We start from the raw sequence: 12,951 nt of genomic DNA, 5'->3' as shown, positions 1-12,951 counted from the left end.
GGACCGATGAAGCACACGGTGGCCGTGCTGCCGGGGGGAAAGGTGTCCTGGGACTTCACGGCGGAAGCCGGTGACTGGGCGTTCCACTGCCACATGCTCTACCACATGCATGGCGGCATGTTTCAGGTGTTCAGCGTTCGGCCCCTCGCTGGAGGTGCGGCATGAACCGTCTCGCTCTGATCGCGCTCGTGCCGCTCGTCCTGGCCGCGCCAGCCCTGGCCCAGCCGATGGATCACTCGAAGATGCACGGCATGAGCATGCCGGCGCCTACGACGGCGACCGCGAATAAGCCTCCGGCCAAAACGGCCAAGACCAGGAAACCGGCGTCAAAGCCAGCGGCCGCGGCGGCCCCGCACGCCGGGCACGCCAAACCCCCGGTGGCCGATCCCCACGCTGGCCACACGATGCCCGCTACGCCAGATCCCCACGCGGGGCACACCATGCCGACCGCACCCGATCCTCACGCTGGCCACACGATGCCCGCCGCGCCCGACCCACACGCCGGGCACACAATGGCGCCTGGAGCTCCGCCCACGGATCATGCCGTGACGCGGGCGCCGCCGCCGCCCGGAGCCGTCGACCGCCAGCAATTGCTGAGTGAGATCGTTGTCCCGAAGACGCCGCCGCCTCCAGCGCCGTCAGATCACGCTGCTGATCGTTACTTTTCTCCAGGAGCCATGGCGGCGGCGCGGACCCAACTGCGGCGAGAGCACGGGGCGATGCCGGTCTCCAAGGTGATGGTCAGCCTCGCCGAGCACCAGGCGCGTAAGGGCGTTGACGGCTACCGCTGGGAAGGTGAGGCCTGGTTCGGCAGCGACATCCACCGCTTCGTCGTCAAGACCGAAGGCGAGGGGACCTCGGGGGAAGGTGTCGAAAGCGCCGAGCTGCAGGCGCTCTATTCGCGCGCGGTCGGCGTCTACACCGACGTCCAGCTTGGAGTCCGACAGGACTTCAAGCCGCGCGGCCGCACCTATGCCACCGTAGGCTTTGAGACCCTGCTGCCCTATTGGTTCGAGGTCGAGGGCGCGGCGTTCCTCTCGACCAAGGGCGATCTGCTAGGGCGGCTGGAGGGCAGCTACGACCTGCGGCTGACCAACCGCTGGATCCTCCAGCCCCGCGCCGAGCTGAACTTCGCCGCCCAGGACGACCGCGCCACGGGTACAGGGTCAGGCCTGTCAAACGCCGAAGTCGGCCTCCGCCTTCGTTACGAGATCCGGCGCGAGTTCGCGCCCTATATCGGCGTCTCCTGGGAGCGGAAAGTCGGCCGGACCGCCGACTATGCCCGCGCCCTGGGTGAGGGCGTCGAGGACAAGAGCGTCGTATTCGGCGTGAGGAGCTTCTTCTAGCGCGTCCTTGGACGACCGAGGCCCCGACTACCCGGCGGAGACCGGGGCCAGCGTGCCGAGCCAGGCCACCAGGCCCAACACCAGAATGGAGAGAGCTGTCTCGAGGATCAGGCTGCGGCGCAGCGCGTCGAGCGCCTGACCGCTTGCCTGGCCGCCATCGACGGCCGCGCCGAGCGCTGGCGTCAGGCGGAAGCGATTGGCGGCCGCAAGCGCCAGCATGCTGACGAACAGCACGAGTTTCAATGAGAGCAGCTGGCCATATGGTGTGGTCCAGAGGCCGGAAATGCGGGCGGGTCCGACCAGGAACCAGCTGTTGACCAGACCGGTAGCGACAATCACGGCGACTAGGCCCGTACCGACGCCGGAGAAGCCATGGAGGGCCTTGTGCAGCACCCGGTCCAGAATGACCGAAGGCGGCCGGGGTCGAAGAAGAAGGAAGAACCCCACAAGCGCGCCGATCCAGGCGCTCGCAGCCAGGGTGTGAAGGATATCGGCGCTCAGGTGCAGCAGGCCCGGCGCTCCCTCGGTGGCGGCGCCATGACCCATCCAGGCGAAGCTCGCGCTGATGACGGCGCCCAGGCCGGCGCAGAGCTGCCAGGTTGCGCGGCTGACCCGCCGCGCCAGGACCACGAGCGCCAGCGCCGCGGCGCCAGCCCGGATCAGCGTCGAAGGCCCCATCGACATGGTGGTCATCACGGCCGACAGGGACGACGCGGTCATGCCCTCACGAACCGATCCGGCGAGGATCGAGGTGTGGGCCAAGAGGCCCACCACACTGGCCGCCAGCACGACACCGGCCGCCCAGGACAGAACCTTTCGCGGCCAGCCCAACTCCGCACCTGATCCCGCGCCGTCATGGGGCAGGGCGTAGATCAGGAAGAGCGATGATCCGAAGAGGATCATCGCGCCCGCGAACTCCAAAAGCCTGAGGACGATGACCGCAGGCTCGAGCACGCGCTACTTCACCGTGAAGGGGACGACGCCGTCCATCTTGTGGCCGTCACCCGTCGCCGCGTGCCAGGTGATCACATAGGCGCCCGGCATCAGCTTGCCCTGGGGCTTGCCCACGATGGTCAGGTGGTCCTTGGACACGGTGGTTTTCATCTTGACCTTCATGCCGTTCATCGCGGGCATGCTGAGCTCGAATTTGGAGAACGCGGGGGTCAGCTTCTCATTGAAGGTCAGGCTGATGACCGTCGGCGACGCGACCGTCGCGTTGGCGTCCGGGGTCGATGTCACGAGGTGGGCATGAGCTGCGGCCTGGCCCGCGAGAAGCAGCGCGGCGCTGGCGGCAAGGCCTGCGAAGGTGAGGTGTCGGCGCATCGTCAAATTCCCATTGGCTGAGATCGGTCTCTGTCGAACATACGCAACAGGACGGACAATCCCTTATCTGTCGTCAATGCAGGCCTAGGTGGCGGATCAAGTGCCGCCGCAGACGAACGGAGAGTGCGACCGGCACGAGGTTTCGGTCGGCTAGCGGGCCATGGTGCAGAAGCCGAGGCGCGCCCAAGCAAGGGCGTCGGCCAGGGGCAAAATCTGCGACGGATGCCCAGTCGGCTTGGAGCATCAGAGTAGCTTTCGCGCGCCTGGTGAGCGGGTTACGATCATCCTGAGCGCAACGCTCTTAGGCTATTTGGAGGGTGCGACTATGAAGACTCTAGCCAAAACTGCAGCCATCGCCATCGCCATGACTGTGCTCGGAACCGGGGCCGCGATGGCCGCCGAGAAGTGCGCCTGTTGCAAGGACGGCGAGAAGATGGAGTGCTGTGACAGGATGAAGGACGAGGCCGCCGCTCCGAAGCCGACGGAGACCCCGCAGGTCGAGCCTGAGCACAAGCACTAAGACATGCGCCGTCGCTGTTTTGTGGCCGGCCTAGCGGCTGGCGCGTGGGCGGTGCGCGCCGAAGCGGCGCCCGGACGGGCGATCGCGATCTACAAGGCCGCAGGGTGCGCCTGCTGCGAGGGATGGATCACACATGTAAGGCGCGCCGGATTTCGGCCGCAAGTGATGGCGGTGGAAGACCTGAGCGTCGAATGGCGCAAACGCGGCGTGCCGGATGAACTCTCGTCCTGCCACATGGGCGTTGTGGACGACTACGTGACTGTGGGCCATGTGCCGATTGTCGACCTCAATCGCATGCTTCTGGAGCGCCCCAAAGCGATCGGAATCTCGGTCCCGGGCATGCCTGACGGCTCTCCTGGCATGGAGCGTCGCGATGGGAAGCGAGAGCCCTACAATACCCTGCTCATACTCCCTGGCGGCAAATATCGGGTGTTCGCCCGTCACACCTAACTCCCCCCAACCCCTCTCGATGCATGCGTGAGTCATGATCACCTTAGCGGCGAACCATCCTCACAATGCGCGCGCGAGACGTGGCGGCTAAGCGAACTGGGGATGTTCCTCTAAAGCGCCCCACGCTGCCCGCACGCGTGAGAAATCATGCGATGCGGGCAGGGTGGTGATGTCTGCCTTGTTCCTCTAGGTGCCGGCTGGTGTTCCTCCGGCCCGAGACAGCCAACGCCGCCGAGGCGCTAAACTCGAAACTCTGCTCGGCGTTCGGGCCAAGGGCTGTCTTCTGATCCACGACGCGGTCCCGAGTTGGCAGGGCAAGCCTTGAACTAACCGAGGCGGCGGCCTGATGGCGATGATACTCTCAAGGGTGCGGCGTCAGGCGCGCTTGGCCGCTGAAGCCTTGCCCCAGTATTCTCGGAAGAATTTGCGAGGATCGCTCTGGGTCTGGGTCGGTTGGCCGAAGACCAGGGTGTTGCGGTCGGTGAGGTCATAGGCCGGCCAGGCCGGGGTCTTGGGATTGGTTGGCGCGCCGGTGGCCGCGAGGGCGACCCAGGCCGAGGCGATCTCGTCGGCCAGCCGCAGATTGTCGTCGGTTGGCCCGGCGAGCGGGAAGCGGATGTCGTGCATGGAATAGGCGACATCGATCCCGTGCACGGCGCCATAGCGGCCACCGAATGCGGGACTGGGGCTGGACCAAAGGTAGGACCAGGTCGGGGCGCCCCCGCCCGCGAGCCGACGCTCCAGCATCGTCTCGGCGCCCAGCCGGAAGGTGGTGTCGGAGTTGATCCGGGCGTTGATGATGAAGGCGGTCGTGTTTGGATCCTCATCGCGATAGGCGGAGAGCAGCATGTCGGCGTCGGCGCCGACCCGGCGCTCGAGGTTCTTGCGGACCTCGTCCCAGCCCATGTCGAACCGGGTCTCGCGATAGGTGCGTTCGTCCAGGGCGGTGGAGATCACCAGAGGGATGTCCAGGGACTCCGGCGGCGCGCCCGGGGTGAAGGGATGGCGGGGGATCGCGTCGCCGATGACCGGCGCGAAGGACCTGGGCGCCTCACCGCGCGCCCGGTCTTCCGCCTCGACCTCGGCCTGGGCGGCCAGGAGCGTGGCGAAGGGCACGGCCCGCAATTCCTTGATCTGGTCGGCCCTCAGGCCAAGCTGGCGCAGCAACAGGTCGGCGGCCTTGGCGCCCTGTTCGCGGGTCATGGCGGTCAGCCGCGAGCCGCTCATCACCCCGGCGCTGGAGAACAGGCCCTTGGCGTTCGGCATCGCCAGCAGGTGGCTCACCTTTGCGCCCCCGCCGGACTGACCGACGATGAGGACACGGGAGGGATCGCCGCCGAAGGCCGCCACATTGCGCGCCACCCATTGCAGCGACGCCACCAGGTCCTGCATGCCGGCGGCCCCGGAGTCGGCGAGCGGGCCGTCGTCGCCCAGGTAGAGATAGCCCAGGGCGCTGAGGCGGTGGTTCACGGTCACCACGACACAGTCGCCGAACCGCGCCAGCATCTCGCCGTCGCCGCCGGGATTGTTGCTGGAGCCGCCGTAGAAGCCGCCGCCATGGAACCGCACGATCACCGGCCGCTTGGCGCTCGGGCTGGGATCGGGCGTCCAGAGGTTCAGCACCAGGCAGTCCTCGCCCATGCCGCCCGGCTGCACATCGTTCAGGATCAGATCAGCATAGGCGTGCCGTCGGTCCCCAGGAATCTGCGGGGCGATATTGCCATAGTCCAGGGCGTCCCGGACGCCCGCCCACGGCGCCACCGGCTGCGGCGGCAGGAATCGGTTCGCGCCGGAACTGTCGGCGCCGTAGCGCAGGCCCTTGAAGATGGAGATCCGGCCCGACCTCAGGCCCCGCACCTTGCCCTCGGCGGTCTCGACGATGGGAAACAGTTTGGACTCCGCGCTGCGGGTGGCGGCGGGCGAAGGTTCGGGGCGGTCGGCGGTCATGGCGGCTCCGGGGCCTGGGATTGCGGGTTTCGGGCGCCTTCAGGTCTTGAACCGCCCGACGCCGCCGTGCGCGACGGCGGAGACATGGTGACACAAGGCGTGTGTCGATTCCAATAAGCGGAATGAAGTTCCGTCATGCGGAACGGACGGTTCGGCCAAGTAAACGCCAGGGCACGCCGAGGCGCGCGGCGCGGCCGGCATCCGGCGTGCTGACGAAGGCCCTCAGCTCAGGCGGCGGCCCTTCGGACCTGAGCCAACAGCCACGGCAGGGCCGGGTCTGGGCTCGCGCCGATGCGATGGACGGCGAAGACCTCCAGCACAGGCGAGGGGAAGGGGGTCGTCACCACCTCCAGTCCAAAGGCCCGCGCATACCGTTCGGCCAAGGGCGCTGGCGCGGTGACCACGGCGTCGGTGGCGGCGGCGATGGTGAAGGCGGTCATGAACTGGGTCGTATGCGCCACCACCCGTCGCTTGACCCCTAGCTCGGTGAGGACCGCGTCGGCCAGGGGCGCGGCGGGAGTCGCGCCGGCGCCAACCATGATATGCCCCAGCTCGGCGAACTTTTGCAGGGTCAGGCCGCCCTCGAAGGCCGGGTGGCCCGCGCGGCCGGCCACGGCGTAGCAGCCCCGCAGGATACGCTCCCGTTTCAGCGGCTCAGGGAGCTTCGCGAAGCGTCCCAGCGCCAGGTCGACCTCGCCGCGCCGAAGCGCGTCCAGGGCTGCGTCCCCCACTGCGAAGCGGAAGGATATGGCGGCGCGCGGCGCCTCGGCCTGGACCGCGGCCAGCAGCGGGGCGGCCAGCAAGGCCGCCACGAAGTCCGCCGCGCCGATATGGAACTGCCGCTCGGAGTGGGCCGGCTCGAAGGCGGGCGCGCCGCCCACCAGGTCCTGAGCCGCATCGATCAGGGCCTCGATGCGCGGCGCCAGCTCGAGGGCTCGCCGGGTCGGCTCCAGCCCATGCGGACGGCGGATGAACAGGGGGTCGCCGAACACCTCGCGCAGGCGGGCCAGGGCGTGGCTGACTCCCGATTGCGACAGGCCCAGCCGTTCAGCCGCAGCGGTGGCGCGGCCTTGGCGCATCAACTCGCGGAACACCAGCAGCAGGCCGCCGTCCAGTTTCCGGATATTCTGAAATCCAATATCACTCATGCTTGGAATTCAGTATATCGAGCCCCATCCGCCCGCTAGTCCTCCTGAACTCAACAGGAGGCGAGACACATGAAGGCGGCGCAACTCAGCGAATACGGTCCGGCGGAGAACTTCCAGATCGTCGATCTGCCCAAGCCCAGCCCTCGCGCCGGCGAGGTGTTGATCGAGGTCGCGTTCGCCGGTTTGCGGTGGGGTGACATCATGGGCCGCAAGGGCATCCCGGTGCGCACCCAGACCGGCGCCTTCGTGCCCGGCATGGAGGCGGTGGGCGTCGTGGCCGAACTGGGGGAGGGCGTCAGCCACTTGACGGTCGGTGACCGCGTCGTGGCCCAGCCGCAGGGGGGCGCCTATGCGGCGTTCCTGCGGGCGCCGGTGGCCGCGGTGGGGCGGGTGCCAGACCACGTGCCGCTGGAGACCATGCTGGTCACCCGGGTCAACCTGCCCACCGCCTACATGCTGGTTTACGAGTGGGCCAAGGTCCAGGAGGGCGAGACGGTTCTGGTCCACGCTGCGGCCGGTGGCGTGGGCATGCTGGTGGTGCAGATCCTGAAAAGGAAGTTCCAGAATGTCACCGTTATCGGCTTGGCCGGGTCCGACGAGAAGGTCGCCCAGGTGCTGGCCAACGGCGCCGATCACGCCATCAATTACAAGACGCACGACTATGTGGCCGAGGTCGGCAAGATTGCTGGCGTCAAGCCGGCGGGATTCGCGCCGGGGGCCCCTCCGGCCGGCGTGCACGTGGCTCTGAACGGCGTCGGGGGGGCGACGCTGAAGACTGACCGCCGGGTGATCCGCCGCCTGGGCCGCTGGGTCCTGTACGGCACGCCGGGCGGGACGGAGGCGGTGAACCCCTTCGAGTACTCCTACGACTCGATCGCCATCCTGCCGTTCTCGATCATCCCCTATGCCGGCTCGCCGGAAATGGCGCGGGCGCAGGCCTATGTGAAGGACTGGCTGAAGACCGAGCCCCTGACCGCCCCGGTGATCCACCCCATCGAGGACATCGCCAAGGTCCAGGCCGCGATGGAGCGTGGGGAGACCTCGGGCAAGGTGGTGTTCCGGCTATGAAGCTTATCGACCTGACCCGGCTGCTGGACGCCGCCGACCGCGATCGGCTGCCCGAGAGATACAAGGGCTGGGGGAACAACCTGGTCCCGAATATCGAACCGATCACCCCCTGGGGCGAGGGCGCGACCGTCATGTGTTCGCTGTTCGGCTGTCAGAAGCACGACCTGCCCGGGGGCGAGGGCTGGGGCGACGAACGGCTGCGCATCACCACCCACCTGGGCACCCATGTCGATGCGCCGCTGCACTATGGTTCGACCTGCGAGGGCAAACCCGCGCGGACCATATCCGACATCGCCCTGGAGGAACTCTATGTCGACGGCATGGTCCTGGACCTGAGGGGTTCCACCCAGGGCGAGGGAATCACGGTCGAGGCCCTGAAGGCGGCGATCGCGGCGACGGGCGCCAAGCCGCCGGAGGGCGGCGCGCTGATGATCCGCACGGGGCAGGAAGCCTATACGGTCGCCGACGAGGGGATGTTCTCCTATCCGGGCATGACCCGCGATGGGACCCTGTTCCTGGCCGACCAGGGGGCGAAGATCCTGGGCACCGACGCCATGGGCTGGGATCGCCCGTTCCCGGTGATGCGCAAGGCCTTCCTGGCGACCGGGAACGCCGGGGAGATATGGGACGGGCACTTCGCCGGCCGCGACCGGGAGGTTTTCATCGTCCAGCAGTTGGACAACCTGAGGAGTCTGCCGGCGAGCGGCTTCAAGGTGGGCTTCTTCCCCCTGCGGCTGGCCGGATGCAGCGCGGCCCCCGCACGGGTCGTGGCCTTCGTGGAGGCCTGACTATTCGGCGAGGAAGGTCTCCACCTCGGCCATGAAGCCGTCGAGCCGGTCATGGTGGACCCAGTGCCCGGCGCCCTCGAAGTTCACCAGCCGGGCGTTTCTGAAGTGCTGGATTCGGCCGTCGATGACCGGATCGGAGGCCCAGGACTCCGCGCCGCGCACCAGTAGGACCGGTGCAGTGATCTGGCCCCACAGTCGGTGCTGGTCGGCATGGCTGAGGCCGCCGACCCCGCCGCCGGTGTGGTTGTCGAACTTCCAGGAATAGGTCCCGTCCTCGTTCTGATTGACCCCGTAGATGGTCAGGTGTCGCGCCTGTTCGGCGGAAAGGTGGGGGTTCTGCTGCGCCATGCGGGCGACGGCCTCGTCGATGCTGGCGTAGCGGCGCGGGGTGCGGCCGGAGTTCTTGCGGCGGTCGGCGACCCAACCGCGCAGCCGTTCCTCCACCGTGCGCTTGGCTTGCTCGGCCATCACGGCGGGGGAGGGGCCGAGGCCCTCGATGGCGACGATCTTCTTCACGCTGTCGGGGAAGGCGCCGCAGTAGTTCAGCGCGATCCCCGCGCCCAGGGAATGGGAGATGATGGTGACCGGCGCCATGTCCTTCTGATGGATGATCTGGGCGAGGTCGTAGAGGTAGGCGGCGTTGTCGTAGCCGCCGCCCACCGCCCAGGCGCTGTCGCCATGTCCGCGAAGATCCGGCGCGATCACGTGGTAGCGGTCACGGAGCCGTTCGGCGACCCAGTCCCAGTTGCGGCAATGGTCGCGGCCGCCATGGACCAGGACCAGGGGCGGCGCCCCTTCGTTGCCCCAGTCGACATAGTGCAGGCGCAGCCGCTGCGAGAAGTAGAAGTGGGATGTCGGGCCTTCCATGGCGGTCTCCGTGAGCAGGGCGGGCCACCCTTAGCACAGCAGCTCGCCGCCTCCGCCAGTGGTCGCCCGCAGCCCCATCAAGGGGGCCTGCGCCTAGAGATCGCCCTGTTCGAGCTGGCTGAGGTAGAGGAACTGCGGCGCGCGGACACCGGCCCGCCGGCGGATCTCCACCAGGGCCGGGGACTCGAAGAAGGTTCGGGCGCCTTCCAGGCTGGCCCAGCGTGAGAAGTGGACGATGCGGTTGGCGTCATCGTCGTGGCGAAGGACCTGGAAGCTCAACTCGCCGGCCGCCTTGCGGATGGCCGCCGCGTCGTCGAACACGACCTTCCAGGCGGCATAGTCCTCGACCTCGTGCAGGATCAGGACGTAGGGGCCAGCGTCAGGCATGCAGTCTCCGGCGGAAGAAGGCGAGAATCTCGTCGCGCGCGGCCAGGGTCGGCTGACCAGCCTCGTCGATCAGGTGGGCGGTCACGACGCTGTGGGGGAAGGCGACATGGCGCTGGAAGAAGGGCGGCGGCGCGTCATGAGCGGCGCTGTCGGGCAAGGTTCTGCTGACGAACCGGTCGCCCAGCGCCTGGGCGAGGGCCACGAACCGCTCGGCGCGGCAGACCTGGTCGCCCTCGAAGCGGTAGCCCAGCACGGTGAGGTCCTCCCGGTCCAGGCGGTCGCGGACGGCGGCGAGGTCCTCCGGTGCGATGTCCAGGCCGCCGGGATCGTCGAGGGGCAGGGATGGCTGGGAGAGTACGGGGGCCAGCACGGCGCTCTCCAGCATCAGGGACAGGGCGAAGTTTCCGGTGAAGCACATGCCGATGGCGCCGACGCCAGGACCGCCGCAATCGGCGTGCGCCTGGCGCGCCAGGGCCCTGAGCCAGACGGTCACAGGCGCCGAGGCGCCCGCGCCGAAGGCCCGGAACTCCGCGCTGACGCAGGCGCGCCGGAAGACCGCCGCCCCCTCGTCGGCATCCGGGATCGCCCCATCCCGGCCAAACAGCGAGGGCATGTAGACGGTGAAGCCCGCGTCACGGACCCAGCGGGCGAAGCGGGCCACATGGGGGCTGATCCCGGGCATCTCGGTCATGACGATCACCGCCGGACCGGTCCCGGCGAGATGGACTCGCTTGGTGGCGCCTTCAAGGGTGAATTCTCGGGCCTTGAAGTCGTCCAGGGCGTCGTCCTGGGTCAGGGTCTGTTGGCGCATGGATGGGCTCCGATCGGGCGGGGGGAAGGTGCGGCGGAGGCTTGAGGCCGCCGGCCTTGGCCAAGTCGAACGCACCCAGACGGACCTTGGCGATGAGGGTTGGCATGGCGACTTCCGGAGGGCGACGTTCCACCCATGTTTGCGATAGGCGGCCGCTGTTGATAGGGTCGAAATCGACACCTTTCGGGGATAACTTGCCAATGACACGGGTCGCGGTTCTTGCCCTGCCCGGCGGGCTGGCCTCCAGCCTCGCCATCACCCTGGACGCTCTGGAGACGGCCAACGACGTTAGTCTGCGCGGTGGGCGAAAGGCCCCGTTCGAGGTCATCGCTGTCCGGGCCGAGCGGGGGGGCATGCCGGAGCTGGGGCGCGGGGACCTGCTCATCATGCCGGGCCTGGGGGTCCGTTCGGAGGCGGAGCTGATTGAGGGACTGGCTACCCCGGCGGTGCGCCGCGCCGCCCGTTTCGCGGCGCAGGCCCATATGGCGGGCGCCTGCGTTGCGGCCTCCTGCGCCAGCACCTTCATCCTGGCCCAGGCCGGCCTGCTGTCGGGCCGGCGGGCGACCACAACCTGGTGGTTGGCGCCGGTATTTCGGCGTCTGCACCCCGAGGTGGCGCTCGTCACCGAGCAGATCGTCGTGGCCGACTGGCCGATCGCCACCGCCGGCGCGGCCATGGCGCAGATGGATCTGATGCTGGCGGTGGTCGCCAAGTTCGCCAGCCCGGGCCTTTCCGAGGCCTGCGCCCGCTACCTGTTGCTGGACCAGCGCCGCTCGCAGGCGCCCTATATGGCGGTGACCTTCCTGGCGGGACAGGACGCCCAGATCTCCCGGGCGGAGGCCTGGGCGCGGGAACACATCGCTCGCGACTTCAGCATGGACGAGCTGGCGGCCGCGGCCGGCCTGTCGCCCCGCACCTTCGCGCGGCGGCTCGCCTCTGTCTGCGGCCTGTCGCCGGTGAAGTTCGCCCAGCGGATCCGCATGGAAGCTGCCGAACGCCTGCTGGAGACCACGCGCCTGTCGGTGGACGAGGTCGCGCGTCGGGTCGGCTATGCCGAGCCTTCCACCCTGCGGCGGTTGATCCGGCGGGAGGCGCGGCGCTCGCCGGCCGAACTTCGGCGGCCGTGAAACTGGCGAGCCAACGCCGGCTGTGAAATACTGCCGGCATGACCGACACGCTCGCCCCCGTGATTTCGGAAGAATACCGCAGGCAGCAGCAGGTGCTGCACCAGAACCCCAACTACGGCGTCGCCTCCATCTGGTTCGCCCCTCATGTGGCGGAGGTGCTCAGCCGGAACGGCGCCAAGACCCTGAGCGACTACGGGGCAGCCGGCTCGGCGAGACGTGATCAGGGGCGAACCACGCAGCGGAAGCCGACGTGGGAGGTGGAACTGTCGAGGCTCTGCGCATGGCGCGCGGCCGGCCGATAGCGGCGGCAGTAGGAGGGCGCGCAGAGGTGCGAACCGCCCTTCAGGACCTTGCGGGCGATGGTGGGGGCGTCGGGATCGAAGGTCTCCGCCGGCGCGGCGCAGCAGGCCGATACCGTCCGACGCGTGTCCGCGGTGGACCAGCTGTCCGCGGTCCATTCCCAGACATTGCCGATCATGTCGGAAAGTCCGTAGCCGTTGGCTGGGAAGCTGCCGACCTTTGAGGTGCGGAAGCGGCCGTTCGGCTTGAGGCTCTGGTGCGGAAATTGCCCTTGCCAGGTATTGGCCATCGGCTTGCCCTTCGGCGACAGTTCGTCGCCCCACGCGAATTCCGTGTCGGCGAGACCGCCGCGGGCGGCGAACTCCCATTCCGCCTCGGTGGGCAGATCGGCGCCGGCCCAGGCGGCGTAGGCCTCGGCGTCGATCCAGGCGACATGGACGACAGGATGTTCCCAGAGGCCCGCCAAGCCGCTGTTGGGGCCAAGCGGATGACGCCAGACGGCGCCGGGCTCATAGCGCCACCAAGCCCCAGGATTGTCCAAGGCGACGGGGCCCGCGGGCGGGGTGAAGACCAGGGAGCCGGCCACCAGGGTTTCCGGCGTCGCGCCGGGATAATCGGCGGGATCGGGCGGGATTTCGGCGAAGGTGATCCAGCCGGTCTCCCGCACGAAACGGGCGAACTGGCGGTTGGTGACGGGTGCGGTGTCGATCCAGAACCCGTCCACCCATGCGTCGCGGGCCGGGGCCTCCTCGGGATAGTGACGCTCGGATCCCATGCGGAACGCCCCGCCGGGAATCCATGACATGCCGGGACGTCGCGCGCCCGGCGCGATGGCGGGGTCGGATTTCGTGTCTCTCATGGCCGCTCCC

General features: G+C 68.5%; 15 protein-coding genes. 7 read left to right on the top strand and 8 right to left on the bottom strand.

Annotated elements, in window-relative coordinates; translation table 11 throughout:
• The coding region (locus AAC997_RS12610) for a multicopper oxidase domain-containing protein (protein WP_340646051.1) at positions 1 to 165 on the top strand (165 nt) is incomplete at its 5' end.
• Positions 166 to 677: 512 nt separating this feature from the next.
• Complete coding sequence (locus AAC997_RS12605; protein WP_340646049.1) at positions 678 to 1,346, top strand: copper resistance protein B; 669 nt, start codon at positions 678 to 680, stop codon at positions 1,344 to 1,346.
• A gap of 27 nt (positions 1,347 to 1,373) precedes the next feature.
• Here the strand turns inward: AAC997_RS12605 and copD are convergent, their stop codons facing one another.
• Together copD and copC are read right to left on the bottom strand one after the other, a co-directional pair.
• Complete coding sequence (gene copD / locus AAC997_RS12600; protein ID WP_340646048.1) at positions 1,374 to 2,300, bottom strand: copper homeostasis membrane protein CopD; 927 nt, start codon at positions 2,298 to 2,300, stop codon at positions 1,374 to 1,376.
• A 3-nt stretch (positions 2,301 to 2,303) separates the two neighbouring features.
• Positions 2,304 to 2,669, bottom strand: coding sequence for a copper homeostasis periplasmic binding protein CopC (gene copC, locus AAC997_RS12595; RefSeq protein ID WP_340646047.1), 366 nt, complete (start codon positions 2,667 to 2,669; stop codon positions 2,304 to 2,306).
• 325 nt (positions 2,670 to 2,994) lie between these two features.
• Between copC and AAC997_RS12590 the strand changes: the two genes are divergently transcribed.
• Together AAC997_RS12590 and AAC997_RS12585 are read left to right on the top strand one after the other, a co-directional pair.
• Positions 2,995 to 3,189 (top strand): ammonium transporter family protein, encoded by a 195-nt coding sequence (locus tag AAC997_RS12590; RefSeq protein ID WP_340646046.1) that lies wholly within the window; start codon positions 2,995 to 2,997, stop codon positions 3,187 to 3,189.
• 3 nt (positions 3,190 to 3,192) lie between these two features.
• Positions 3,193 to 3,639 carry a DUF411 domain-containing protein gene (locus AAC997_RS12585; RefSeq protein ID WP_340646045.1) on the top strand — a complete coding sequence of 149 codons (447 nt, stop codon included), beginning with the start codon at positions 3,193 to 3,195 and terminating at the stop codon, positions 3,637 to 3,639.
• Positions 3,640 to 4,014: 375 nt separating this feature from the next.
• On the opposite strand, the gene AAC997_RS12580 is transcribed toward AAC997_RS12585, so the two are convergent.
• Positions 4,015 to 5,586: a carboxylesterase family protein gene (locus tag AAC997_RS12580; RefSeq protein WP_340646044.1), complete on the bottom strand. Its 1,572-nt coding sequence runs from the start codon at positions 5,584 to 5,586 to the stop codon at positions 4,015 to 4,017.
• A gap of 227 nt (positions 5,587 to 5,813) precedes the next feature.
• Positions 5,814 to 6,734 carry a LysR family transcriptional regulator gene (locus AAC997_RS12575; protein ID WP_340646043.1) on the bottom strand — a complete coding sequence of 307 codons (921 nt, stop codon included), beginning with the start codon at positions 6,732 to 6,734 and terminating at the stop codon, positions 5,814 to 5,816.
• A gap of 69 nt (positions 6,735 to 6,803) precedes the next feature.
• Between AAC997_RS12575 and AAC997_RS12570 the strand changes: the two genes are divergently transcribed.
• Positions 6,804 to 7,802, top strand: coding sequence for a zinc-binding dehydrogenase (locus AAC997_RS12570; protein ID WP_340646042.1), 999 nt, complete (start codon positions 6,804 to 6,806; stop codon positions 7,800 to 7,802).
• A complete protein-coding gene (locus AAC997_RS12565; RefSeq protein ID WP_340646041.1) occupies positions 7,799 to 8,590 on the top strand; it encodes a cyclase family protein in 792 nt (263 codons plus the stop codon). Before AAC997_RS12570 ends, AAC997_RS12565 begins: the two co-directional genes overlap by 4 nt.
• On the opposite strand, the gene AAC997_RS12560 is transcribed toward AAC997_RS12565, so the two are convergent.
• The 3 genes from AAC997_RS12560 to AAC997_RS12550 form a co-directional block, all read right to left on the bottom strand.
• Positions 8,591 to 9,457, bottom strand: a complete 867-nt coding sequence (locus AAC997_RS12560) for an alpha/beta hydrolase (protein ID WP_340646040.1) — start codon at positions 9,455 to 9,457, stop codon at positions 8,591 to 8,593. It lies immediately after the preceding gene.
• 93 nt (positions 9,458 to 9,550) lie between these two features.
• A complete protein-coding gene (locus tag AAC997_RS12555; protein WP_340646039.1) occupies positions 9,551 to 9,844 on the bottom strand; it encodes an antibiotic biosynthesis monooxygenase in 294 nt (97 codons plus the stop codon).
• Positions 9,837 to 10,655 (bottom strand): dienelactone hydrolase family protein, encoded by an 819-nt coding sequence (locus tag AAC997_RS12550; protein ID WP_340646038.1) that lies wholly within the window; start codon positions 10,653 to 10,655, stop codon positions 9,837 to 9,839. The genes AAC997_RS12555 and AAC997_RS12550 overlap by 8 nt, the downstream gene beginning before the upstream one ends.
• Before the next feature lie 200 nt (positions 10,656 to 10,855).
• Between AAC997_RS12550 and AAC997_RS12545 the strand changes: the two genes are divergently transcribed.
• Positions 10,856 to 11,782: a helix-turn-helix domain-containing protein gene (locus tag AAC997_RS12545; RefSeq protein ID WP_340646037.1), complete on the top strand. Its 927-nt coding sequence runs from the start codon at positions 10,856 to 10,858 to the stop codon at positions 11,780 to 11,782.
• 220 nt (positions 11,783 to 12,002) lie between these two features.
• Here the strand turns inward: AAC997_RS12545 and AAC997_RS12540 are convergent, their stop codons facing one another.
• Positions 12,003 to 12,941, bottom strand: coding sequence for a formylglycine-generating enzyme family protein (locus tag AAC997_RS12540; RefSeq protein ID WP_340646036.1), 939 nt, complete (start codon positions 12,939 to 12,941; stop codon positions 12,003 to 12,005).
• Positions 12,942 to 12,951: the final 10 nt, after the last annotated feature.

The organism is Phenylobacterium sp., assembly GCF_037968635.1.
Taxonomy (GTDB): domain Bacteria; phylum Pseudomonadota; class Alphaproteobacteria; order Caulobacterales; family Caulobacteraceae; genus Phenylobacterium.
The sequence above is the reverse complement of the archived record's forward strand: the minus strand, read 5'-3'. Positions and strand labels throughout refer to the sequence as shown.